The following is a 25384-nucleotide window of genomic DNA, read 5'->3' as shown; positions in this document are numbered from 1 at the left end:
AAGCTCGAAAGGGCTTTCGAATACTAGGTTAAGCGTATGGCAAATTTAAAAGAAATTCGCGCCAAAGTAGCTAGTATCAAGAGCACGCAAAAGATTACTCGCGCGATGCAAATGGTAGCTGCTTCTAAAATGCGTCGTGCGCAAGAGCGCATGGCTCAGGGCCGTCCGTATGCCGATAATATGCGCCGTGTAATTGCTCACTTAGTTCAAGCAAACCCTGAATACAAACACCGTTATATGGTTGACCGCCCAGTTAAGCGTGTTGGCTATATCGTTGTGTCTTCAGATCGTGGCTTGGCGGGTGGCTTGAACATTAACTTGTTCAAGAAAGTTGTGCAGCATGTCAAAGCACAACAACAGCAGTCAATTGAAGTTGAATTTGCTTTGATTGGTCAAAAAGCGGTTTCGTTTTTTAAGAATTACGGCGGTAAAGTGCTTGGTGCAACGACCCAACTTGGCGATGCGCCGAGTTTGGAACAGTTAACTGGCTCTGTACAAGTGATGCTTGATGCATTTGATAAAGGCGAATTAGATCGTATCTACCTCGTTTCAAATGGTTTCGTCAATGCAATGACTCAACAGCCTAAAGTAGAACAACTTGTTCCTTTAGCACCAGCGCAAGCAGGCGATGATCTCAACCGTACTTATGGTTGGGACTATATCTACGAACCAGAAGCAGAAGAATTGTTAAATGGTTTGTTGGTTCGCTACATCGAGTCTATGGTTTATCAAGGTGTGATTGAAAACGTTGCATGTGAGCAGTCTGCTCGTATGGTCGCGATGAAAGCGGCGACAGACAACGCAGGACAATTGATTAAAGACCTACAACTCATTTACAACAAGCTGCGTCAAGCCGCGATTACTCAGGAAATTTCCGAGATCGTTGGCGGTGCCGCTGCCGTTTAACATTATTAAGTTTGAATTGAGGAGACAGCAATGAGTAGCGGTCGTATCATTCAGATCATCGGCGCGGTTATCGACGTCGAGTTTGAGCGCAATAGCGTTCCTAAGATCTATGACGCTCTCCAAGTTGACGGTACTGAAACTACTTTAGAAGTTCAGCAACAGCTTGGCGATGGTGTTGTTCGTACCATCGCAATGGGTTCTACAGAAGGTCTTAAACGTGGCCTTAATGTAACTAGCACAAATGCACCGATTTCTGTTCCAGTAGGTCCTGCTACGCTTGGTCGTATCATGGACGTATTGGGTCGCCCTATCGATGAAGCAGGTCCTGTAGCGACTGAAGAACGTTTGCCGATTCACCGTCAAGCACCTTCTTATGCTGAACAAGCAGCTTCTACTGATCTTTTAGAAACTGGTATTAAAGTCATTGACTTACTTTGCCCGTTCGCGAAAGGTGGTAAAGTTGGTTTATTCGGTGGTGCGGGTGTTGGTAAAACCGTTAACATGATGGAGTTGATCAACAACATCGCGAAAGCACACTCAGGTTTATCTGTGTTTGCTGGTGTTGGTGAGCGTACTCGTGAAGGTAACGACTTCTATCACGAAATGAAAGATTCTAACGTTCTTGACAAAGTAGCAATGGTCTACGGTCAGATGAACGAGCCACCAGGTAACCGTTTACGCGTAGCGTTAACTGGTTTGACTATGGCTGAATACTTCCGTGATGAAAAAGACGAAAATGGTAAAGGTCGTGACGTATTATTATTCGTCGACAACATCTACCGTTATACACTTGCGGGTACTGAAGTATCAGCATTGTTAGGTCGTATGCCATCTGCGGTAGGTTACCAACCGACACTTGCAGAAGAAATGGGTGTTCTTCAAGAGCGTATTACGTCGACTAAGTCTGGTTCGATCACATCGATCCAAGCTGTATACGTACCTGCGGATGACTTGACTGACCCATCACCTGCAACAACGTTTGCTCACTTAGATGCAACAGTAGTATTGAGCCGTGACATCGCATCTTCTGGTATTTATCCAGCGATCGATCCACTTGACTCTACTTCACGTCAGTTAGATCCATTGGTTGTTGGTCAAGAGCATTATGAAATTGCACGTTCTGTACAGAACGTATTGCAACGTTATAAAGAGCTTAAAGACATTATCGCAATCTTGGGTATGGATGAATTAGCTGAAGAAGATAAATTGGTTGTTTACCGTGCGCGTAAAATCCAACGTTTCTTCTCTCAACCATTCCACGTAGCTGAAGTATTTACTGGTGCTCCTGGTAAATTAGTACCGCTTAAAGAAACTATTCGTGGCTTTAAAGGTCTATTAGCTGGTGAATACGATCACATCCCAGAACAAGCGTTCTATATGGTTGGTGGTATTGACGAAGTGATTGCTAAAGCTGAGAAACTCTAATTTAAGGAGATCATCTCATGGCGACTATGCAATGTGATGTCGTAAGTGTTAAAGAGTCTATTTACTCTGGACAAGTTACGATGTTAATCGCAAAAGGTGCGGGTGGTGAGTTAGGTATTTTACCTGGACATGCACCACTTGTAACTTTACTCCAACCTGGACCGATTCGTGTTCAGTTGGAAAATGGTACGGAAGAAATTGTTTACGTATCTGGCGGTGTGTTAGAAGTTCAACCTCATGTTGTTACGGTACTTGCAGATAGTGCAATCCGTGCAGACAACTTGGATGAAGCTGCAATTATGGAAGCTCGTAAACAAGCTGAACAATTGTTAGCAAATCAAAAGAGTGATTTGGATTCTGCTGCTGCACTTGCTGCGTTGGCTGAAACAGCTGCTCAGCTTGAAACGATCCGTAAAATCAAGAATCGTGCAATGTAATTGCAGATTTAAGATTGAAAAAGCCACCGTCAGGTGGCTTTTTTTATTTTAATGTCTTGAATAATTAAAAATTTTATATAAATTACCAAGCATATTTAGAATTATTAAACCAAAGAGTAAAAATCATCATGAAAATGATAAAAAGTCTTCCATTGTTCATTGCTGTGGCTTTTGTGGGGTGTGCATCGGTACCACCAGCGAACAATCAACTGAATGAACAAGCCAAGAAACTTGCAGCTCCTTCTGAGGGTAATGCCGCAATTTATGTTTATCGTTCAAATAGTGTTGTAGGTGCGGCACTCAAGAAAGATGTATGGGTAGATGGGGAGTGTTTAGGTGAAACTGCTCGTGGCACATTTTTCTTAAAGGAAGTTTTAGGAAATCAAGAGCATACAATTTCGACTGAATCAGAATTTTCACCTAACCATTTGGTACTTAAAACAGAACCAGGTAAAAATTACTTTGTTCAACAATCGATCAAAATGGGTGCATTTGTTGGTGGTGCAAATGTGAAACAGGTTGATGATGAAACTGGGAAAAAAGCGGTGAGTGAATATAAACTTGCACAATCTGGTAAATGCAGTAAACCAGCGATTAAGCTCGATAAAAAGTAAAAAATAAAGCCACCGTCAGGTGGCTTTTTTATATGGGATCGAAAATTAAAATAAACGGACTTTAAGCGTTTGAATCATCTTTATTGCCGAGTACTAAGGTTGCCAGTTTCACCATATCCATTTGAATCGTATTGAATTGTTTTTCAATTTTAGCAAAGTCAATTTTACTAAGATCTGTTTGCCCATGTAACAGTGGAATCGTCAATAACTGTTGATTTGTGGAAAGTAGGCTCTGACGTATTTGATTAACTTCATGACTTTTTAAATTAAGAGATAGTAAAGTATCATGCAGGCCATGCAGTTCTTGTTTTAAATCGCCCGCAGCATGTTGTAATTGACGGGTGTTTTTATCTTGAATTGCTTGCTCAAGGCTATTCTGTGATTGCTTTAATAAAGTTACATAATCATCTGTTTCGAACTGTAATTTTGCGATATCTCGAGCAATATTCAGCATATTGCCATTACTTAAATTTTCTTCTGAAATTGTAGCCTTACTCATCGTCTCTTTTTCTCTATCTCGCGCTGATGGTTGCTCGAATTCACTATTTTTTTCTAAATAGCTATTTTTTGGTGGAGTCTGATCGCAAGCTGTAAGTAAAAACGATGCTGCCAAAAGTGTTATGGTTGAGAGAGTGGCTTTGATAGATAAATTTTCCATCATGGCAAAAATATAATAGCTTATGAGAAGCGAGCACTATAATGATAAAAAATGAAGTAAAAAATGATTGTTGCAATTCACCAACATTTTTGCGAGATGAAACCTATAGAAATTGGATTTAATATTTAAAATAGAAAAGAATAGATAAGCTATTCTTTTCTATAAACTTATAAAATTTATTTTGCTAATTCAGCTTCAATCGCACTGACGATACGTTCATCATCTGCGGTAATGTCAGGTGCAAAACGCGCTACGATTTCCCCATTTTTATTGACTAAGAATTTCTCAAAATTCCATAGTACTTCAGGTGGATTGTTTGGTGTTAAGCCATAATCAACGAGGTCTTTCCACCAAGGTCCTTCACCAATACGTTCTGGAATTGCTTGTGTGAGTGTTTGATATAAAGGATGTTTATCTTCACCTGCAACAGAGATTTTTGCAAATAAAGGGAAGTGGACGTCATAGTTGAGTGAACAGAATTGTTCGATTTCATCATTTGTCCCTGGTTCTTGCTCTAAGAAGTTATTTGCAGGGAAGCCTAAAATTTCTAAGCCCTGATTTTTTTTCGCTTGATAAAGTTTTTCTAGGCCTTCGTACTGTGGTGTTAAGCCACATTTTGAGGCTACGTTAACAATTAGTAGAACTTTACCCTGATATTGATCAAGATCAACGTCTTGACCTTTAATATCTTTAACTGGAATGTGATAAACCGACTGGCTCATGGAATACGTCCTAATGTTGTTGTGACAAGACTTGTTTGTTTTAACTGCTAATTTCGTACAGTGCAATCCTCTTGATATGAATCCATACAAATTATGAGCAAAAGCACGTCTTGGATTTATATCGAGGCATTTTTGAGTTGAATAGGAGTTTGTCCTGTATAGCGCTTGAAGAATTCAATAAAGCTAGAGCTATGGTGATAACCTAAAGTATATGCCAATTGTTTAATGGTCATGCCTTGACGAATTTGATTGATTGCAAAAATAATTTTGGCTCGATTGCGCCATTCTGACAGAGAGAGTTGCAATTCTTGTTGGCTCAGCCGTAACACATGGCGCTCACTGACCGTAAAGTTATACAATACTTGTTGTAGGCTCATATGAAATAATTCAGGATTCGCAAGTTGATCGAGGATCGGAGCTAAGGTTGGATGCGTGCTTTGCGGTAAATAATGTGTATATGCTGGGGCTTGCTTTAGTTGGTCGAATAACACTTGTAATAAATGTTCAAGATATTCAGGCGCAAGATTTTGCTTTTGTTGCTCTAGAATTTGAATGACCAAAGAGCGAAAAAAAGGTTGAATACTAAAACAGCGGCAGACATCGCCTAATGCATCTCCGAAACGAGGATGAAGTCGGATGCAAATATAATGAATTTCATGTTCAACAGGCAGTGATTGGTGTTCTGTGCGTGGTGGTAGCCATAGCCCATAGCTTGGCGGTGATAAATAATATTTCCCTTCAATATCAAATTCTAAAGTGCCATTGAGACTGAAGTTAAAATCCCCCCAAAGTGAAGAATGAGGGTTGACAATATCATCTTTCTGATAAAGAAATTCATGTACTTCGATACCATTTAAAAAAGATAATTTTTCAGTCTCATCATACTTCATTCAGGGTTCTCATTTAATTTTCACAAGTGACTTTAGGATTGTTCAAACCTTTTGCTAAGGTGAAAAGATGGATACAGACGGAGGTAATAAAGCTGATTACAGCATAAATTAAGATATTTTTATTGAAGTGATCAAGCGTATAAGTCTCAAGTTGTAAATTTGGATCTGCTTTTAGATTTGATGTCGACATAGCGGTATAAATATCTGAAATACGATATTTCAATTATTTTAGACATCTTTCAGAATAATCCTAATCTAGAAATATTGTGAGATGGCTGATGACTCAGTTAAGTAGATACCAAAAATGGGCATTTGTACTGCCATTGATAGCAGTCTTAATTTGGTCGTTAAATATTGCAGTGACTCGTTATGTTGCGGACTATATTTCACCCGTCAGTATTAGTTTTTATCGCTGGTTTGTTGCCTTTCTCATTTTGACACCATTTATGTTGCCCAAAGTATGGAAACAGCGAGCTTTGATTCGCCCATATATTCCTAAATTAGCAGTTCTGAGCGCTTTTGGAATGGTTTTATATCAAGGCCTTTCTTATACAGCAGCACATTATACCACTGCAACAAATATGGGTATTGTAAATGCCTTTGTTCCAGTTTTTACCATTTTTATCTCTTATATTATTTTAAAAGATAAGCCAAATCGATTTGCGATTTTTGGCAGTTTCCTATCATTTTTCGGCCTACTTTATGTAATGAGCCAAGGGCATTTCTCTCGCTTATTTGATCAAGGAGGGCATTGGGGAGATGCTGTTATGGTCTTGGCTGTAGGTTTTTATGCATTTTATGGCGTCTTTCTAAAAAAATGGCAAGTACAATTGCCATTGATGACCAGTCTCTATATCCAAATCGCTTTTGCGTTGCTATACCATCTTCCATTTCTACTTTGGTTGGGCTTAGATACAATTCATGTAGATAATGTAGCAAGTGTATTGTATGCAGGTATTTTTCCATCGTTGATCGCACCTTTATTATGGATGATTGCTGTACAAAGCATTGGTCCAAACCGTACTAGTATTTTTATGAATTTGATACCTGTATTTACTGCAATTATTGCAAGTGTATGGCTATCTGAGCATTGGACGATCTACCATACCTTAGGCGGTGTGACGATTTTGGTCGGTATCATTTTAGCGCAAAAGAAAACGGAAAAAGCACCTGTAGAATTGATTTAAAGCACCACTTAAATATGAAATGATCGTATAAAATTGGTTGAAATAGCGACAAACACATCAAAATTTTTATTTAATGAAGATTATTTCTATATGATTTTCAAATATATTTTAGATATTTATCAAGTTTGTGACCAAAAAAATTTCAATAAAAATAGAAATATAATTTTATTGAAATTTTAAAACTGACAAAAATGGTACGCTTTTCACATTTTTTGTTAGAGAAATAATATATTTGTATAAATCAAATGATTGATCCATAATAGCTTTCAGAGTAGCTAGATTCATTTTTAATGATGAATATACTCAACCAATTTGCAGACCCTCTGGATGTGATTATACACATCCTTTTTATGCTCAGTTATCCCTATATAACTGAGCTTTTTTTTATTCACTATTTACATAATCAAGCGCGAATTACTTCACCTGTTAATGCGTTGAGAATTCGACTAGGTTCTTGGCTAAGTCCTAAATCGCCCTCCAAATAATTCAGGGATGCACCAAAATAACCTTGAGCTTGTTCTAAATTTTGTGCTGGGTTTAGTCCGGCAGGATTGGCACTGGTCGATACAATAAAGCCGCCAAAGGCATTACAAAGTTCGACGCACAAAGGATGCGTGGTTACACGTACAGCAACCAATGGATGTTGACCTTTAATCCAAATAGGAATGTGCTCATCAGCGGGAAGTAACCACGTAGTTGCTCTTTCAGTTGCTACACGATCCGTCCAACTATCAATCACTTGCTTACGTATCTTTGGGGATAAGCTTTGTAACAAATGCTCAACTTGCCCTAAGTGACCTGCTAATAAAATGACTCCTTTTTCAATTGGGCGATGTTTTAGCTCAAGAATGTTTTGAAAAGCTTGTTGATTGAATGGATCGCAGCCTAAGCCCCAAACAGCTTCTGTTGGATAAGCAAGAACTTGTCCTAGCTTCAAAAGCTGTGCTGCTTCCGAAATTGATGAGGTAATCATGGGATTATATTTAGCGACAAAGATAGGGTTATTTTAATGAATTGGACGACAACGTAAATAGCGACCGCCCTGTTGTATACAGAAACCGAGTAATTCTAATTCCATCAATTGAGCTGTAAGTTCTGCGATCGGAATTGGATGACGTTGAGCAAGTTCATCCAAGTCTTGTCCAACCCAGTCGAGACTTTGATAAAGAGCAATCAAATGTGTTGGTAAGCTTGGTGTGATGGTTACAGGTTCTTCTGGAATTTGTTGTTGTACTTGCCATTGTGTAGGTAAGGCTAGATCTTCAATAATTTGTTCTGGATGATCAACTAAAGTTGCACCTTCACGAATTAATTGATGGCAGCCTTGATGATACTCACTGTAAATATGTCCAGGAATGGCAAATACCATTTTCCCTTGATTGGCTGCTTCATTTGCTGTGATCAGTGAACCACTTTTCAAAGCGGCTTCTACAACCAAAACCCCAAGACTTAGACCACTAACGATACGATTACGGCGTGGAAAATGCTGCTGTAAAGGTAGGGTAGTCGGAAGAAACTCAGTGACAAGAGCGCCTGTTTGAATAATTTCTTGGGCTAGTTTGCTATTTTGCGATGGATAAACTGTGTCTAAACCTGTTCCAGTCACCGCGATTGTCCGATGATGGGCTAAACCGCCACGATGAGCCGCTTCATCAATTCCGTGGGCTAAACCGCTGCTGATGTAAAATCCTTTTTCACTTAAATAATACGCAAAATCATAGGCAACTTGTCGTCCATGAGGACTCGGCTTTCGACTTCCAACCATAGCAATCTGGGGCTGTAATAATGCTTGTAGCTGGCCTTGACCAAATAAAATAGGAGGGTGATCAGAATAAGGTAAAAGTTGAGTAGGGTAGTCGATATCTTCAGGGGTTAAAATAAAATCGGTGTGCTTACAAATCAATTGAACCATATGGTCAAATTGCTGCTTTCCGTGTGGGGTTTGGAATTCTTCTAGACGTTTTAAATGATTTTTGTGTAAACCGAGCTGTTGCCATTCAGAAAGTCGATGTGTTTGGACTGCTTCCGCACAACTACCGAAATAGTTTCGAATTTTTTGAAAACTAGAAAGCGAGTGTTGAACCAAGTACCACACCAACACAGTATGATAATGATGGGGCGATAGCTGATTCAACATTTCTAATTAGAGATTAGTTATCAAGACGAGGCGGCTTGATATTTGAACCAATTTTAATTGGTAACTCACTCTCTAAAACATAGCCGTAGCTGATGCGATCAAAACTTTTGAAAATCATAATACTACCAACATATTGACCTGGTAACTTTATAGTTTCTTTGGTCTTTGGATCACGAACAGTTTCGCCATCTTGGTACGTACTAAAAACTTGTCCGATTTCAATGCCATCTGCTGTACCACGGTCAACAGTGACGACACCATTTTTCGCAGCTGTACCTATAGACCCCATGACACGGATGACTTTACCGCCATCTTTCACCTGATTTGGTTCAGTTGGGTAGAATAAAGTAGGTAACATGGCATCTTGTTCAAGCATAACACGATCACCACGACGTACTTCACCATTATAACTATCGGTTAATTCAAAGGTTGTAATGTCATTTTCATTGGTAATCGCAACACCAGAAGCGACTTGCGTGAGCTCAACACCTAGATTTTGTTTCTTCCCTTTTTCATCAAGCACGATATATGGTTCACCTTCACGGTATACGCCATAACGTTGACCATTTTCGATACCTTGACCACGTACATAGATGCTCTGACCTTTGCCTGCAAGTACACGATTATCCGCTGTACCCAAGACATATGGGGTATTTGCAATCGCACTCGCTGGAAGTACAGAAGTTCGTTCTAACCATTGTTGAATATCAGCTAATGGAATAACAGGGACGCTATTGTTCAAAGCTTCAATACGAACTTTTGGACGTAAAGTAGAAGTATTGCCAGAGTAACGACGAATGATACCGTCACAACCATCACCTTCATCTTTACCAATCAGTGGCTTACCGTTCAAACTACAAAGTAGCAAGCGATCACCAGGATAAATCCAATGTGGATTCTTGACATGTTTATTGCTTGCCCAAATTTCAGGCCAGCGCCAAGGCTTGCTTAAAAATTTGCCTGAAATATCCCAAAGTGTATCGCCTTTTTTCACCACATAGACATGTGGTGCACCCGCTTTTAAGGATGGTGGGTTTGCGTTAGGGCTTGCTGCATGAGTAAGGTTTATGCTCATGCCTAATCCTGCACAAATTGCAGCAGCAATCAGTTGTTTTTTTAACCCCAAGGCATGAAATGATGGTATGCCGTTTAAAACCTTTTTCATTATCATAATTCCTAAAAATTATCTGTGTAGTTGCGTTATAATAACGACTTTACACACAATTTTTTGATCAAGCATTCCCTTCAGTTGGTTTTCTGATCAATGGCATAAATGAGGAACGGTATGGCCTTATTACCTATTTTAAGTTTTCCTGATCCCCGTCTTCGTACCATTGCTAAGCCAGTCGAAGAAGTCACTGATGATATTCGTCAGCTTGCAGCAGATATGTTAGAAACCATGTACGAGGCACCGGGTATAGGTTTAGCGGCAACTCAGGTTGATCATCATATTCAGCTTATTGTCATGGATCTTTCTGAAGAGAAAAATCAACCGATGGTGTTCATCAACCCCAAAGTTACTCCACTGACTCAAGAGACTCAGCCGTACGAAGAAGGCTGTCTCTCTGTGCCTCAAATATACGACAAAGTTGCGCGTCCGTCACGTGTAAAAATCGAGGCAATTAACCTTGATGGTCAAGCATTTGAGTTAGAAGCTGACGAACTTCTCGCAGTTTGTATCCAACATGAAATGGATCACTTAAATGGCAAACTTTTTGTTGATTATTTATCGCCATTAAAACGTCAGCGTGCACGTGAGAAAGTTGAAAAAGTTGTACGTCAACGCGATAAAGAAAAAGTTGCGGTTAAACGTTAACAAATGTTTTTCGGTTATTAAAAGTGCCTTTATTGTTTCGTAGTGGTTTAATGCTTGCATTCACCGCAGTCTATTTACAGATTGCGGTGTTTTTGCAGCCACTGCTGCCGAAGCAATATCAGATTGCACCTGTATGTGAAACGATTACCCAAGCGTTATTGTTGCCTAAATTAAAAGCTGAACAGCAGTCTGTATCGCACAATATGCGTCATCATTCACATCAGCTTGAACAACATCAAAGCTTGATGTCGAAACATGATCATCACGATCCAAACCATCAGTGTCAATACTGTACGGTGTATGCCAATTTGGTATTACCGCCTGAATTCGGCGTGAAAGAGGTTTTAGTTCGAATCCAAATCCGTTTAGTCGCGTATCAACAGGCATTTAAGCATGTTTATTTTGCACTGCAACGGCTATTCTTATTACCTCAAGGGCGAGCACCGCCACTCTTTGCATAAATTAAAACGTCAATTTCATTAGGGTTTTCAAAACTCTAGCCTAGTTTTACTTATGTTTTAAGAGAGACCGATCATGGCTCAACCTAAATTTTTATTACAGCCCCTTACGGTTGCGATTCTTGCTGCCTCAAATAGCACATTATTATGGGCAAATATGGATATTCAGTCCGATAAAACCCATGTTGTATTAGCACCTATTGTCGTTACAGCACAGCAGCCAAATGATGCAAATGGATTGATTATTCATGCCGATCCTAAGCAAGCAATTCAACCTATTCCTGCAACGGACGGTGCAGACTATTTACAAAATATTATGGGATTTAGTGCCATTAAAAATGGTGGAACCAATGGCGATGTCACCTTTCGCGGCATGTTTGGTTCACGGATTAAAACGTTGGTTGATGGTAGTGAAAATTTAGGTGCGTGCCCGAATCGTATGGATGCACCAACTTCTTATATTCAGCCAGAAAGCTTTGATAAAATTACGGTGATTAAAGGGCCGCAAACTGTTCAGTATGCAACACCTGGTTCGGCTGCAACTGTCATTTTTCAGCGTCAACCTGAAAATCTTAGCAAAGATCAGCCTTATCGTGGCCAAGCCAGCGTTTTGATGGGTTCATATGGTCGTCTAGATCATAATATTGAAGCGGCAATTGGCGATGAAACCAAATATGCTCGTTTAAATGCCAATCGATCTGTTGCAGAGGATTATAAAGATGGCAACGATAAAAGCATTCATTCAAATTGGGAGCGCTGGAATACTGACTTGGCATTGGGTTGGAAGCCAACAGATGATTCTTGGTTAGAATTGCGTGCAGGTAAAGGTGATGGTGAGGCTGCCTACGCTGGTCGTAGCATGGATGGTTCGCAATTTAAACGAGAAAGCCTTGGACTACACACTGAACAGAAAAATATTACAGAGGTGATCAAGAAAGTTGAAGCCCAAGTGGACTACAGCTATAACGATCATATCATGGATAATTTTAGCTTACGTACGCCGCCAATGACGACCATGAATATGCACGGAATGAATATGACTGTGCCAAATAAAATGTCGATGCGGGTTGATCGTCGTACTTTAAATACCCGTTTAGCTGTAACGACAGATTGGGATAAATTTAGCGTCATTTCAGGTGTAGATACGCAGCAGAATAAGCATGGTGGTGATATGGTCATGTATGCCATGCCGAAGATGAACATGCCTTATGCGGAAGATTTGAAATTTCAATCTTATGGTGCATTTAGTGAGTGGACTTATGCGATTGATCAAGATCAAAAAGTCGTAGCAGGAGCGCGAGTCGATCAAGTCAAAATAGACAATCTGCAAAATGCGAAAAATCGTAAAGATACTCTACCAAGTGGTTTTGTACGCTTGGAAAAGAGTCTCCCAGAACATGGTTTAAAGACTTATCTAGGTTTGGGATATGTGGAACGTACGCCTGACTTTTGGGAGTTGTATAGCACCACGACAGATCATGGTGTAGGTTCCACAGATATGATGGGTAAAACCACATATAAAATGGTGGATAATCTAGACAATCTGAACAATGAACGCACTGCACAATTGGATCTCGGTTTGCAAGCAGAGCATGGTGCATGGAGTACTTGGGCATCGGTTTATGCTGGATTAATCAAAGATTTCATCCTACTTGAATACAATACACCAGATAAAAGAAAACCACTTGCGCGTAATGTAGATGCCACAATTGCTGGGGCAGAGGCCGGGGTGGGTTATCAATTCACTGATCATTTCCAAGCGGATCTTTCAACCATGTACGCTTGGGGAGAAAATACTTCGGATCATCGCGCATTACCACAAATTGCACCTTTAGAGGGTCGACTAAATTTACGCTATGTTGATGAAAAATATAGCTTAGGTCTATTGTGGCGTGCTGTTGCAAAACAAAATCGTATCAGTTTGAATGAGGGTAATGTGGTGGGTTATGACATGAATGAAAGTAAAGCATTCGATACCCTAGCTGTAAATGGAACTTATAAGCTAACTGATGCAGCCGATGTTTCAGTAGGGATTGATAACGTTTTAGATAAGGCTTATACAGAGCACTTAAATAAAGCGGGTGCGTCCATGTTTGGTTATGCTGCAAGTGAGCAGTTTAATAATATTGGACGTAATTACTGGATGCGGATGAGCATGAAGTTCTAGTAGACAATAAAAACAAGGTGGTAAATTCCACCTTGTTTTTTAAAATTAAGCTAAACAATCTTGCTTAGGCATTAAGCTATCGCAATACAAAGGATTGAGTGCGCACTGTAAATCATCAATTTGTTCTTGAGTTACATAGTTTTTTGCGATGAGATATTCTGCGACGCGATCATCACGTAAACTTAAGAAAGCAGCGTCATAAACACCTAAATCTACAAATAAAGCCGCTGTTTCCAAGCTATTGAAATGATCTAAAAATACATCGTTTTCATGCATCAAAAAAATGTGTGTCAGTTCTGCATTGGCATCTACGTTTAAACGTTGTGCTAATTGCTCTGGGCGAGTTTTAATAAATAATAAATCCGATAGTTCATCGAACTGACTTTTATCCAGTTGATTTTCGCCATCTTTGACATGACCTAACCATGCTTTAAAGACCAACACGGCACCACCACGAAGTAGCATACTCCACATTTGATGACGTGTTTCATGATCCACATGAGCGGATTCTGTTTCTAATACATCCAAGAACTTTTGTTCTTGCAACGCTAGCTTTTCAAACAGTCCTAGACCTTGTGGCTGATAAGCTGCTGGTGCAAATACATCAAAATTCAGCTCATGGAATACATTGAGGGCAAGGGGGACGGCTGCTTGATAAAGTGTATTCAATGCTTTTAGATGAGTATCATCTAAGTTGCTCTGTACAAAAATATTCTGCCAGTTGAGCTCTGGTAATAATGCATTTGCACTGTATTGGCGGTAAAACTGTAACTCGTTATGTTCTGAAGTGGCTTGATTGCTATTCATGATCATGTCCTTTATGGCGATTGTGTTAGAAACCTAAAACAGCAAAGACATAGGTTTCTATCATTTTGATCAATTTATGCGTGATTCAGAAAACAAGTAGAATACGACTAAAGTTGTATATGTGGTTTTTGTGGTAATATTTATTAACAAAAACAATATCTTAATTAATTGTAAGTAAGTGTACAAACGTTCACTAGTGTAAGTGAACGTTTTTGCCATAGCCAATAAATTTTTGAGCATTTTGGTCAATTTATTGTCATTTTAATGCGCTTTTTTTGATGGTTTTTGCCTATGTTTCAAAATATTTTGCCATTTAGCTCATTGGCATAATTTTTAAAGCAGAAAGCCATGCACGTAAACCCGCAGGTTTGAGCGGTTTTTTCAATAGAACAATATTTTGCTGTTTCAAATATTGAGGCAACTCAGGATCAGAATCTGCTGTAATTAATGCGACTGGAATGTGTGCAGGGCGATATTGTTCAATAAAATCTAATCCCCGTTGATTATGATTTAAATGCTGATCGATTAACCACACTTGAATATCTTCTTGTTCAATTATTTTTACTGCTTCCGATGGTTCAGTCGCGGTAAAAATTTGATAGCCCCACTTACTTAATAAAGTCCGCATACCTTGTAAAATAGTTTCATCATTGTCTAAACAAAGCACTTTATATGCAGTATGTTGCAGTGCGGTCACATGCGATGTAGTCGCTTGAATTTTTGGTGCTTCGGCGAGCGGTACTTCGATCATAAAGCAAGAACCTTTACCTAATTCTGAGTAGACATGCACTGGGAAATCCAGCAGGCTGGTCATACGTTGAACAATCGCGAGACCAAGTCCAAGTCCTTGTTCACCCCAAGGTGAGGTATGCCCGCAACGCTCAAATTCTTGGAATAATTTCACCCGTTGTTGTTCATTGATCCCAGGTCCTGTATCCCAAACACCGATTCGAATATGGTTTGGTCTTTGTGCAGAACGTAATACACCAACAACGACACGACCTTGTGCTGTATAACGCAATGCATTACTAACGAAATTCTGAATAATTCGTCGCATCCATTGTGGATCGGTATCAACCCAGAATTGAGTATCGTGTACAGACAGTTGAATATTACGCTGCGCTGCAATTGATTTGAATTGAAGTTCAAGATCACTCAATAAGTCATGTAATGAATAGGCTTGGCGTTTTGGTTGGATGGTTCCACCTTCTAAACGGGCAATATCGAGTAGGGCAGAGAGCATGCTTTCAGCACCATACAGTGCGCGATCAAGTTGTTGTAAGGTTTGTTGATCTTCAGTTGAGCTGACACTCTGTTCCAATGCCGTACTGAACAAACGTGCTGCATGCATCGGTTGCAGTAAATCGTGACTGGCCGCTGCCAAAAATCGACTTTTAGATTGATTGGCTTTATCGGCTTGTTCACGGGCAAGTTGCTGTTCAGCTAGTGCATTTGCAAGCTGTTGAGTTCGATCACTCACTCTTTCTTCAAGAATCGCTTCATTTTCGCGGAACGCAGTAATATCGGCGAAGGTCGTGACGAATCCTCCACCCTCAATAGGATTACCGCGCATTTGAATGACCAAGCCATCTTTACGAATACGTTCAAATTCATGGGCGCTACCGACTTTCATCCAGTGAATTCGTTTACGCACATGTTCTTCAACTGAACCGGGTCCACATTCTCCACGTTCTGCGTTATATCGAATTAAATCTGCAATTGGACAACCGACATAAACGAGGTCTTTAGGATAATCAAATAAGGTAAGATATTGATTATTCCATGCAACCAAACACATATTTTTATCAACAACACTTACCCCTTGAGTCATATGGTCGATCATGGTCATCAAAAGATTTTGGTTAAAGCGTTGCCATTGTGAAGCTTGATCGAGAATATTCGCGACTTGCCCCAGTGCTAATCCATTATTGATCATGGCGGTGGTGAGTAAAGTACGTGCTGATGCAGCACCAATAATGCCTGCCAAGTATTGTTCAGTGAAGCGCCACCACATGCCATTTGCTACATGATTTTCATTGAGTACGACATGATTTTGTTCACAAAATTGCTGGAATGCTTGAGTCGTAGGGCGATCACCTGTAATACGTTTAGCCAGTGCCAATAAATCGCCAACTTTGAGCCGCGCTGCATTTTGCGGTAAATCGGTTAAATCAAGGTTTGTCTGGGTAGAGGGTAACGGTTTGCTTTCATAGTAGAAAAAGCTTTCAGCCTGAATCTGTTCCGCAACACTTGGGCGGTACAAACGAGACCCCCAAATATAGCAAATAATATTCAGTCCCAAAGACCACATGACACCATGGGTCAATGGTGCAAAAGATTCAAAACCAAGTAAAGCTTCTGGACGTAAGCTATTAATATCGAAAGGTCCAAACAATAATAAATGTTGTGCGAACGCTTGATATTGTTCTGGGAGACTACGCAACAAAGTAGGAAAGAGCAGTGTGTAGCTCCACATTATGAAGCCTACGATCAGACCGACATAGACACCTTGACGGCTTGCACCGCGCCAATATAAACCACCAATGAGGGCTGGCGAAAATTGCGCAACTGCGCTAAAAGCCAATAGGCCAAATACTGATAATTGATTAATGTCATTAAAAAAGTGGAAGAATAAAAAACCCAGTAACATCACACTGATAATACTAATTCTTCGAGTCAGTTTGAGTACTTTGGGTAATTGTTGATCATGTCGAGAGATAATCTTGAAATGCCATAAAGCAGGCATAATTAAATCATTACTGAGCATGATAGAAAGTGCGACGGAGGCAACCAGTAACATACCTGTTGAAGCAGAGAAACCACCTAAAAAAGCGAGTAATGCCAACCAATCCTGCTGATAACTTAGAGGGAGCGCCAATACCGCAATATCAGGAGTACCTAATGTATCTGGGAGGGAGTGTAAGGCCCAACTGGCGATAGGAATAATCGCCATAATTGTTAAAATTAAATAAGCTGCAAACCAGCGTCTGGCCCCACCAATATGTTTTTCATCACGTAATTCGACTACGGCAACATGGAATTGCCGAGGTAAACAAATCATTGCCAGTGCGGCTAAAAGTGTTTGAACCCAGAAGGTTTCAGGTACACCAAGTTGTTGTAAGTCATGAAAATGCTGAGAGACATCATTACTGACCTGTTTGATATTTTCAGGAGACTGGAATAAGAAAAAAACAGCGACACTGAGTAAAGCAAACAATTTGACAAAAGATTCAAATGCGACTGCTAGCATTAAACCGCCATGTTGTTCGGTATGTGCAATATGCCGTGTACCAAAAATCATGGCTAAAATTGCCAGTACCGCCGTGAGCAACAACACGCTATTGGTGGTGGTATGGACGTGTGCATTTTGTTCAAGAATGACTGAAGCACTCAGTGCGATCGCACGTAATTGCAGCGCGAGATAGGGCACAATTGCAATCACGGCAAGAATGGTGACCAGTGCAGCTAAACTGCCACTTTTGCCATAGCGAGCAGCAACGAAATCGGCAATTGAAGAAATGGCATGGTGCTGTCGAATCCGCCCCAAACGTTTCCAGATATCGTAACCAAACCAGATAAACAGCAACGGACCTAGATAGATCGGGAGGAAAATAATCCCTTCACGAACGGCTGCACCTGTTGCGCCATAAAATGTCCAAGATGAGCAATATACGCCTAAAGTTAGGCTGAACATTAACATACGACCACGTGTGCTTAAGCGACTGGCATGTTTTTCTCCAAAAAAAGCACAGCCGAATAACAGCGCGATATATAGGGCAAGTGCCCCAATAATAAGCCAATTGTTCATATTGCTCACGTGATCAAACTCCATTTTCTATCATACCCGAAGCATCAAAAGGGTTATGAGCAGAGATTTGTATTTAGAGACCAAAGTCTAAGTTACGAGTCAAGCATAATCTTGTTAATTTAAATAATGAAAAATCCCTAGTAAAAAAGGGGTCCACGGCTGGACACAAAAATAAGGAGTTAATGATGGATGACTCACAGGTAGAACGTATTCTACATAATCCAAAGTTTCAAGAAATGGTCAGCAAAAAACGTACATTAAGTTGGACATTAACAGCAATCATGTTGTTTATCTATGTCGGATTTATGCTTTTAGTTGGCTATAACAAAGAGTTCCTAGCAAGTTCTTTTAGTGGTGGTGTAACAACATGGGGCATGCCCCTCGGTTTAGGCATTATCGTACTGTCATTTTTATTGTGTGGTGTCTATTCATACATCGCCAATAATACACTGGATCAGTTGAATGAAGAGGCTCTCAAGGAAGTTGAGGCAATCACACATGAAAAAGGGATGCACTGAGATGAAAGGGACGTCATTCAAAGCGAAACTGTTCGCGCTTGCAAGCCTATGTTGTTCTCACGTTGCATTTGCTAGCCCTGATTTAGGTGCAGCAGAGCAACAGGCAACAAACTGGCATGCAATCATCATGTTCACCATTTTTGTTGGTTTCACTTTGTTTATTACTAAGTGGGCAGCAAAACAAACCACGAATACAGCTGATTTCTATACCGCAGGTGGTGGGATCAGTGGCTTCCAAAATGGTTTAGCGATTGCAGGTGACTATATGTCAGCCGCATCGTTCCTCGGTATTTCAGCACTTGTGTTCAGTTCAGGCTTTGATGGTTTGCTCTATTCACTTGGTTTCATGGTCGGTTGGCCGATCGTACTTTTCCTTGTTGCTGAACGTTTACGTAACTTAGGTAAATATAATCTTTCTGATGTAGTTTCTTTCCGTTTGGAAGAAAAACCAGTTCGTACCTTAGCTGCATTAAGTTCTTTAGTTGTGGTTGCATTTTATCTGATTGCTCAAATGGTAGGAGCAGGTCAGTTAATCAAATTACTTTTTGGTTTGAACTATAATATTGCGGTTGTAATCGTCGGTTTATTGATGATGGCATACGTAATTTTTGGTGGTATGTTAGCAACCACTTGGGTACAAATCATTAAAGCCGTAATGTTACTCAGTGGCGCAACATTCATGGCATTCATGGTAATGAAAGCGGTTGGCTTTAGTTTCTCGAACATGTTCAGCCAAGCGATTGGTGTATATAGCCAATCTCACAGCATTAGCTGGGATGAAGCTGCAAAAATCATGGGGCCAGGTAAACTTGCTGCAAACCCGATTGATGCATTATCACTTGGTTTAGCATTGATGTTTGGTACAGCTGGCTTACCACATATTTTGATGCGTTTCTTTACGGTTAAAGATGCAAAAGAAGCACGTAAATCTGTTGTTGTTGCAACAGGCTTCATTGGTTACTTCTATCTATTAACCTTTATCATTGGTTTCGGTGCAATCTTATTCGTTTCAAACAATCCTCAATTCCTTGATGTTGCGAAAGCAGCGGTAACAGGCAAATTAGAGTTGGTTGGTGGTAACAACATGGCTGCGGTTCACTTAAGTGATGCAGTTGGCGGTGACTTGTTCATGGGCTTCATCTCAGCGGTTGCATTTGCAACGATTCTCGCTGTAGTTGCAGGCTTAACACTTTCAGGTGCATCTGCGATTTCACATGACTTATATGCAAACGTATTCAAAAAAGGTCAAACCACGCCTCAATCTGAATTACGTATGTCAAAAATTGCAACTTTAGGTTTAGCAATCTTTGCCATGATTCTTGGTATCTTGTTTGAAAAACAAAACGTTGCGTTCATGGTTGGTTTAGCATTCTCGGTTGCATGTTGTGCAAACTTCCCAGTACTTGTATTGTCTATGTTCTGGAAAGGTTTAACGACACGTGGTGCAGTGATTGGTGGTGTTGTTGGTCTAGTAACTGCTGTGACACTAATCATTCTGTCTAAAGCAGTTTGGGTTGACACGTTGAAACTTTCAGATACTCCAGTGAACCCACTTAATGGGCCTGCAATTTTTGCAATGCCATTATCATTCCTTTGCTGCTGGTTCTTCTCAGTAACAGATAAAACTGCGCGTGCAGAGAAAGAGCGTAAAGCGTTCGATGCTCAGTTTGTTCGTTCACAAACAGGTATTGGTATCTCTGGTGCATCTGATCACTAAGTAGATTGAATACTAAAATTAAAGCCCTCAACTTTTGAGGGCTTTTTGTATTATTGATGCATACTGGCCAGTTGTTGCGCTTGATTACGATAGAGTGACAAACCGATTCGTTGCAAATTTCGTCCTTTTTCTTCAAGCAGTTGATTTAATTTTGGGATATGTTTCGCACCTGTATAGAGTGCTAGATTGCGACCAATTAAATAATAAGCAAACCATGAGGCTGACTGTGGTGCTAAACCCAATTTCTGCATTTTCTTGCGACCAATAAAGAACTGGGTAATTTCGAGGTGTTGCTTATAGGCGAGTTTTTGCTGAAAAGAGCGTAGGTAACGATATTTCCGTTCAAAGGGTTCTTTGGAAAGACTAGAGCCAAGAGAAATACTGCTCTCATCAGATTGAGGATGTGCAAACTGCATCCAGTACATGAGTTTCCAGCCATCAGCTTCATTATCCACTAACCATTTTTCTTCAACGCCCATCAACCAGCCCGCATATTTCCAAAAATGTAAAAAACTATCAATCTCTTGTGTGCTAGGGAAAATTCCCAATGCTCTGATACCAATCAATACCACGCCACTAAAGGCAATATTGGTCATGGCCTGATCATATTGATTGATAGGCAAACCCCAGGTTTCAGCATCCCATTTTTCAGATTTTTGCAGTTGATGACGCACCAGCGAATGAATAAAACGCACAAAAATCGTTGAGGTGAAGCCTTTGCTAAAACGTTCAAAACCATCTTGTTCAGTGATATCGACCCACCATTTAGTTGTTTCAGCTAAGCGTGTTCCCGCCTGTTTTTTTAGTGCACCTGTCAGGACTAGGGGTTGATTAAAACCAGGGTACAAATAACCTGTCATTAGCGATAGATCTCGTAGGATCAGTCCGTTATTGATGCCTAGGCGATAGGTAAATTTAAGTGCTTCATCGACTTTGGCTTGGTCGTACCAATCAGGTTTTTGTTCCACTAACTGGAAGAAGGTAGTCAGTTCAGCAATCTCATGTGGTAATTTCTCAAGACCTTGATATAGCGCAGTTTCAAAGTACTTACGATGCAGTTTTGGATTTTGAAGTATCCAAAGCAGTAGTTGGTCCATGGGCGCGTCACCACTTTGCAACGCTGTGTTCAAGGAGAGATATTCTTGATAATTCGGTTGAATTTGTTGATGCGTCATATAACCAAGAATTTTGGTTTTAATATTTGATTGAATCATGTCTTCAAACGCTGCTAAGCGTTTAGGTTTAACGATGCTTTGCATTGCATAAAGCCCCTGATTGTTATTTAATCAAAGCTTAATATGAATAAATATTCGTATTCAATTCGCGTTTTAATAAAGGCTGAACATGAGAAAAAGACCCCAGCAGCAACGTGCAAAAATGATTGTCGAAAGTATTCTTGAGGGAACGCAAAAATGTATTTCTGAATATGGTGTATTACAATTAACAACACCTAAAATTTCTGAAAAATCAGGGGTAAGTGTCGGATCAATTTATCAATATTTTGAAAATAAAGAACAGATTGTTGCTGAACTATTGTTACGTAAAAGCGAAAATTTAGGGCAAGCACTAAAGCAGTTAGTGATGCTCCAACAACAAACAGCTATTCAAGACATCATCACATTAAGTATCGCTTTTGGTTTTGAATCATTGAAATCGGATCATGGTTTCTTTATCGAAATCTTAAAAAATTGGCATACTTATAGTGATTCAGAAGCGGCACAAGTATTAGAGCAGCATTTCTTGGAAGTGGGTATGTACTTATTTGGACGTTACTACCCCCATTGGGATTTTGAGACTTTAAAACATAAGTCTTTTGTGATTATTAACAGTACCTTATTTACGATGATGCGTTATGCCAGTAAAAATACTTTTTTAATTGAAGAACAACGTTTGCAACAAGAACTCTCTAAAATGATTGTTGCCTTTTTAGATACGGTGTGATGCCATTAACTTAATGAAAATCATAACAATCACATGGAAAACAATATGCAAAGCTTAAAACAATTTTGGGGCAGTTTTCGTTTATTACCTTCTGCGTGGTTGTTGTTGGTGCAATTGGCATTATTAATTATGGCGATGTTGACTTATGGAGATAGTGAATATCGTGCCTTAACTTGGTCACTAGGTGTTTTAGCTCTCTTAATTATTGCCAAGGTCATTCGCCAAACACCAGTATTCACATTTTGGGGCTTAGTCTTTGTCAGTGGTGCTTTTCTGTTTTCAATTTTAATTTTTATTGGCTATGACAATTCAAAAATCCAAATCATCGCTTATAGTTTTGAAGCATTAGCGTATTTTTATGCTGCTTATGGATTATTACGTTATATGTTTGCAGATCGTTATCTCACCAAAGATGAATTATTTGCTGCAGGTGCAGTTTTTACCCTCATCGCTTGGGCATTCGCCTTTTTATATAGTATTTGCCAGTTGCTTTTACCCCATAGTTTTCAAAACCCAAATCAGCCACAAGATTTACAAGTTTGGCTCGATTTATTATTTCTGAGTTTTAGTCTGCAATCAGCAACGGGTTTATCTGATTTGATGCCAATTAGCCCAGCCGCTAGAGTATTAACCATGCTACAAATGTTTGGTGGGGTGATGTATCTCGCTGTCGTGGTTTCTCGATTAATCGCATTACAATACATTGCCCATTTACCTAAGCAATCGAGCGATAAAGAATAAATACAGTTACAGCATTACAACTGCTTTATTTTTCACATTTTTTATAATCAGTATCGAGTTTTACACCGCTGAACTCGCTTTTATTCACTATGTGAATGTCTTATTTGACCCTTAGGGTCTGTCATTATCATTAAAAAAATATGGGGGAATTATGCCTTCCAAGCCATCTTCGCAGTTTGCGAATGTGAATCCAAACGTGTTTTTAAGCACGGTGATTATCATTGCGATTTTTATCGCAATCGTCATTATCGCACCCAGTTCCTTTGAATTTCTGACACAACAACTGAAGCAATGGATTACAGATTCCTTTAGTTGGTTCTATGTCCTCTCTGTTGCGGTGTTTTTGATTTTACTGATTTATATTGCCTGTTCGGCCAGCGGCAAAATTAAATTAGGACCAGATCATAGCCAACCTGAATATAGCAATGGTTCGTGGTTTGCTATGCTGTTTACCGCAGGTATGGGCATCGGTTTGATGTTCTTCGGTGTTGCAGAACCTGTGATGCACTATGTCAGCCCACCGAGTGGTGATCCTGAAAGTATCGCATCTGCACAACAAGCCTTAAGGATTACCTTTTTCCACTGGGGTTTACATGCATGGGCAATTTACGCCGTGGTCGGATTGGCTTTGGCCTATTTTGCTTATCGTCATAATCTGCCGTTAAAAACCCGTTCCGCCTTATATCCAATTATTGGTAAGAAGATTTACGGTCCTTGGGGCGATAGTATTGATACCTTTGCCACCATCGGCACGGTTTTCGGGGTAGCAACCTCTTTAGGCTTTGGTGTTACTCAGATTAATTCTGGCTTACATTATTTATTTGGAGTGGAGCAAAGTAGCCAAGTCCAAGTGGGTTTGATTGTCTTTGTCAGTATTCTCGCTTCAATGTCAGTATTTCTCGGTTTGGATAAAGGCGTAAAACGTCTTTCTGAGCTGAATCTGGTCTTGGCTTTGGTACTTTTAGCCTTTGTATTTATTGCTGGCCCAAGTATCTATCTACTACAAACGACCATTCAAAACATGGGTTCGTATATGTCGAACCTATTTGGTATGACCTTTAACCTCTATGCTTATCAACCGAATGGCTGGATTGGCGGTTGGACCATTATGTATTGGGCTTGGTGGATTTCATGGTCGCCATTTGTAGGGATGTTTATTGCCCGTGTATCGCGGGGCCGAACCATCCGTGAGTTTATTGTGGGTGTATTACTGATTCCGACTGGGTTTACCATTATCTGGATGGGCTTTTTAGGTAATGCTGCACTGTTCAATATTATGCAAGAGCATAATGTCAGTTTGATTCATGCAGTACAAAGCGATTCATCTGTAGCTTTATTTGAATTTTTGAATCATTTGCCATTTTCAGGAGTGATGAGTTTATTGGCGACGGTATTGGTGATGCTCTTTTTCGTCACCTCTGCGGATTCGGGTGCGCTGGTTACCGATTATCTCACCGCTAAAACCGAGAATTCTCCAACATGGCAAAGATTATTTTGGACGGTGTTGATGGCAGCCTTGGCTATTATTCTGCTGTTGGTGGGTGGTCTATCGGCATTGCAATCCTCTATTATTATGAGTGCATTGCCTTTTACTTTTATTATGCTGCTGATGAGTTGGGGCTTACTCAAAGCCTTGAAGTTAGATGTCACTAAAATGAAGGCCATTCAAGAGGCGCGTATTACTCCACGTGCCATCAATAATCCACGCAGTTGGCAGCAGCGTTTAGGTTTAATTATGCATTATCCGCATAGTGAAACTGAAGTTCAGCACTATATCGACACGCAAGTTCGTAAGGCTTTTGAAAGTATTCAGCGTGAATTCAAACGCCGTCACTTGGAAGTGGAGATACGTGAAATTGAAAATGGTCTGCAACTGCATGTCGATCATCACCATGAAATTAACTTTACCTATAAAGTGGTTTCGCATGCCACTGTTCCACCTAGCTTTATGTTAGGGCGGGCAGATGAGGATGAATCGAATTATTTCCAAGCAGAAGTGTTCTTAAGAGAAGGTGGTCAAAATTATGATGTGATGGATTGGACGCAAGAAGATTTAATCCAAGACATTATTGATCAATATGAACGTCATCTATACTTCTTGAATATTGTGAGAGGGAGTACTCCTTAAGAGAAAGTACGTATTGCAATACTGAGAACAACGGTTTTGAACGATCAAAGCCGTTGTTTTTATTTTGGGTGGTGAAGTTTCAAACATCAATCGAATATGAGACAAATTTTTGCATGGAGTAAGGTGCTTAAAATAAAAGCTAAATATAAAAATAAAAATGCTTTTCTGCTGATAATAAAAACATAATTCCAATAAACTGTTTTAATTTCAATTGGTTAGTCTATTTAAATTCACTTTTAAGATAATTAATAAATTTTAAATTATATAAATCAGTAAATTAGGTAAGTTAAAGTTTAAAAAAAAAACA

At 39.8% G+C, this 25384-nt stretch carries 22 protein-coding genes and 1 pseudogene; 13 read left to right on the top strand and 10 right to left on the bottom strand.

Features of this window, described 5'->3' with window-relative positions; translation table 11 throughout:
• Positions 1-36 precede the first annotated feature (36 nt).
• The 4 genes from atpG to M5121_RS12145 all read left to right on the top strand — a co-directional run bounded on the left by atpG (position 37) and on the right by M5121_RS12145 (position 3382).
• Positions 37-906, top strand: coding sequence for a F0F1 ATP synthase subunit gamma (gene atpG / locus M5121_RS12160; RefSeq protein ID WP_004665202.1), 870 nt, complete (start codon positions 37-39; stop codon positions 904-906).
• 30 nt (positions 907-936) lie between these two features.
• Positions 937-2331, top strand: a complete 1395-nt coding sequence (gene atpD, locus M5121_RS12155) for a F0F1 ATP synthase subunit beta (protein ID WP_004798063.1) — start codon at positions 937-939, stop codon at positions 2329-2331.
• Positions 2332-2348: 17 nt separating this feature from the next.
• Complete coding sequence (locus M5121_RS12150) at positions 2349-2768, top strand: F0F1 ATP synthase subunit epsilon (RefSeq protein WP_004905537.1); 420 nt, start codon at positions 2349-2351, stop codon at positions 2766-2768.
• A gap of 128 nt (positions 2769-2896) precedes the next feature.
• On the top strand, positions 2897-3382 hold the full coding sequence (locus M5121_RS12145) for a DUF2846 domain-containing protein (RefSeq protein ID WP_249571331.1): 486 nt from the start codon (positions 2897-2899) through the stop codon (positions 3380-3382).
• 61 nt (positions 3383-3443) lie between these two features.
• Here the strand turns inward: M5121_RS12145 and M5121_RS12140 are convergent, their stop codons facing one another.
• From M5121_RS12140 to M5121_RS12125, 4 genes and pseudogenes are all read right to left on the bottom strand, one after another.
• Positions 3444-4043: a PM1805 family lipoprotein gene (locus M5121_RS12140; RefSeq protein WP_249571330.1), complete on the bottom strand. Its 600-nt coding sequence runs from the start codon at positions 4041-4043 to the stop codon at positions 3444-3446.
• Between the two features lie 173 nt (positions 4044-4216).
• Entirely contained in the window at positions 4217-4762 is a 546-nt protein-coding gene (locus M5121_RS12135; RefSeq protein ID WP_087536720.1) for a glutathione peroxidase, read from the bottom strand.
• Between the two features lie 116 nt (positions 4763-4878).
• Positions 4879-5652, bottom strand: coding sequence for an AraC family transcriptional regulator (locus M5121_RS12130; protein WP_249571329.1), 774 nt, complete (start codon positions 5650-5652; stop codon positions 4879-4881).
• Between the two features lie 13 nt (positions 5653-5665).
• Positions 5666-5794 (bottom strand): annotated as a pseudogene (locus M5121_RS12125) (MFS transporter); the annotation flags it as partial.
• Between the two features lie 136 nt (positions 5795-5930).
• Between M5121_RS12125 and M5121_RS12120 the strand changes: the two are divergent.
• A complete protein-coding gene (locus M5121_RS12120; protein WP_249571328.1) occupies positions 5931-6839 on the top strand; it encodes a DMT family transporter in 909 nt (302 codons plus the stop codon).
• 403 nt (positions 6840-7242) lie between these two features.
• Here M5121_RS12120 and tsaC read toward each other — a convergent pair whose 3' ends face one another.
• The 3 genes from tsaC to M5121_RS12105 are packed head-to-tail and all read right to left on the bottom strand — an operon-like array spanning position 7243 to position 10141.
• Positions 7243-7812, bottom strand: coding sequence for an L-threonylcarbamoyladenylate synthase type 1 TsaC (gene tsaC / locus M5121_RS12115; protein ID WP_087536722.1), 570 nt, complete (start codon positions 7810-7812; stop codon positions 7243-7245).
• Between the two features lie 33 nt (positions 7813-7845).
• Complete coding sequence (gene dprA, locus M5121_RS12110; protein WP_249571327.1) at positions 7846-8976, bottom strand: DNA-processing protein DprA; 1131 nt, start codon at positions 8974-8976, stop codon at positions 7846-7848.
• Between the two features lie 13 nt (positions 8977-8989).
• Positions 8990-10141 (bottom strand): LysM peptidoglycan-binding domain-containing protein, encoded by a 1152-nt coding sequence (locus tag M5121_RS12105; RefSeq protein WP_249571326.1) that lies wholly within the window; start codon positions 10139-10141, stop codon positions 8990-8992.
• A gap of 120 nt (positions 10142-10261) precedes the next feature.
• Between M5121_RS12105 and def the strand changes: the two genes are divergently transcribed.
• The 3 genes from def to M5121_RS12090 all read left to right on the top strand — a co-directional run bounded on the left by def (position 10262) and on the right by M5121_RS12090 (position 13417).
• On the top strand, positions 10262-10792 hold the full coding sequence (gene def / locus M5121_RS12100) for a peptide deformylase (RefSeq protein WP_004680037.1): 531 nt from the start codon (positions 10262-10264) through the stop codon (positions 10790-10792).
• A 50-nt stretch (positions 10793-10842) separates the two neighbouring features.
• Positions 10843-11253, top strand: a complete 411-nt coding sequence (locus M5121_RS12095; RefSeq protein WP_249571337.1) for a DUF2946 family protein — start codon at positions 10843-10845, stop codon at positions 11251-11253.
• A 73-nt stretch (positions 11254-11326) separates the two neighbouring features.
• Positions 11327-13417, top strand: a complete 2091-nt coding sequence (locus M5121_RS12090) for a TonB-dependent copper receptor (protein WP_249571325.1) — start codon at positions 11327-11329, stop codon at positions 13415-13417.
• Positions 13418-13462: 45 nt separating this feature from the next.
• Here M5121_RS12090 and M5121_RS12085 read toward each other — a convergent pair whose 3' ends face one another.
• Together M5121_RS12085 and M5121_RS12080 are read right to left on the bottom strand one after the other, a co-directional pair.
• Positions 13463-14224: a hypothetical protein gene (locus M5121_RS12085; RefSeq protein WP_249571324.1), complete on the bottom strand. Its 762-nt coding sequence runs from the start codon at positions 14222-14224 to the stop codon at positions 13463-13465.
• 313 nt (positions 14225-14537) lie between these two features.
• On the bottom strand, positions 14538-18032 hold the full coding sequence (locus M5121_RS12080; protein ID WP_249571323.1) for a hybrid sensor histidine kinase/response regulator: 3495 nt from the start codon (positions 18030-18032) through the stop codon (positions 14538-14540).
• A gap of 185 nt (positions 18033-18217) precedes the next feature.
• On the opposite strand from M5121_RS12080, the gene M5121_RS12075 reads away from it, so the two are divergent.
• Complete coding sequence (locus M5121_RS12075) at positions 18218-18550, top strand: DUF485 domain-containing protein (RefSeq protein ID WP_050041932.1); 333 nt, start codon at positions 18218-18220, stop codon at positions 18548-18550.
• A 1-nt stretch (position 18551) separates the two neighbouring features.
• Positions 18552-20267: a cation acetate symporter gene (locus M5121_RS12070; RefSeq protein WP_249571336.1), complete on the top strand. Its 1716-nt coding sequence runs from the start codon at positions 18552-18554 to the stop codon at positions 20265-20267.
• 50 nt (positions 20268-20317) lie between these two features.
• Here the strand turns inward: M5121_RS12070 and M5121_RS12065 are convergent, their stop codons facing one another.
• Positions 20318-21526: an oxygenase MpaB family protein gene (locus tag M5121_RS12065; protein ID WP_249571322.1), complete on the bottom strand. Its 1209-nt coding sequence runs from the start codon at positions 21524-21526 to the stop codon at positions 20318-20320.
• A gap of 85 nt (positions 21527-21611) precedes the next feature.
• Here M5121_RS12065 and M5121_RS12060 point away from each other — a divergent pair, with 85 nt between their 5' ends.
• The 3 genes from M5121_RS12060 (at position 21612) to M5121_RS12050 (ending at position 25077) form a co-directional block, all read left to right on the top strand.
• The gene (locus M5121_RS12060; protein WP_004665163.1) at positions 21612-22208 is read left to right on the top strand and encodes a TetR/AcrR family transcriptional regulator; all 597 of its coding nucleotides are present in this window, start codon (positions 21612-21614) and stop codon (positions 22206-22208) included.
• A gap of 45 nt (positions 22209-22253) precedes the next feature.
• Positions 22254-22949 (top strand): ion channel, encoded by a 696-nt coding sequence (locus M5121_RS12055; protein WP_249571321.1) that lies wholly within the window; start codon positions 22254-22256, stop codon positions 22947-22949.
• A 151-nt stretch (positions 22950-23100) separates the two neighbouring features.
• Complete coding sequence (locus M5121_RS12050; protein WP_249571320.1) at positions 23101-25077, top strand: glycine betaine transporter; 1977 nt, start codon at positions 23101-23103, stop codon at positions 25075-25077.
• Positions 25078-25384 lie beyond the last annotated feature (307 nt).

The organism is Acinetobacter sp. ANC5681, assembly GCF_023488045.1.
Taxonomy (GTDB): domain Bacteria; phylum Pseudomonadota; class Gammaproteobacteria; order Pseudomonadales; family Moraxellaceae; genus Acinetobacter.
This window is presented reverse-complemented; position numbering and strand designations above follow the sequence as displayed.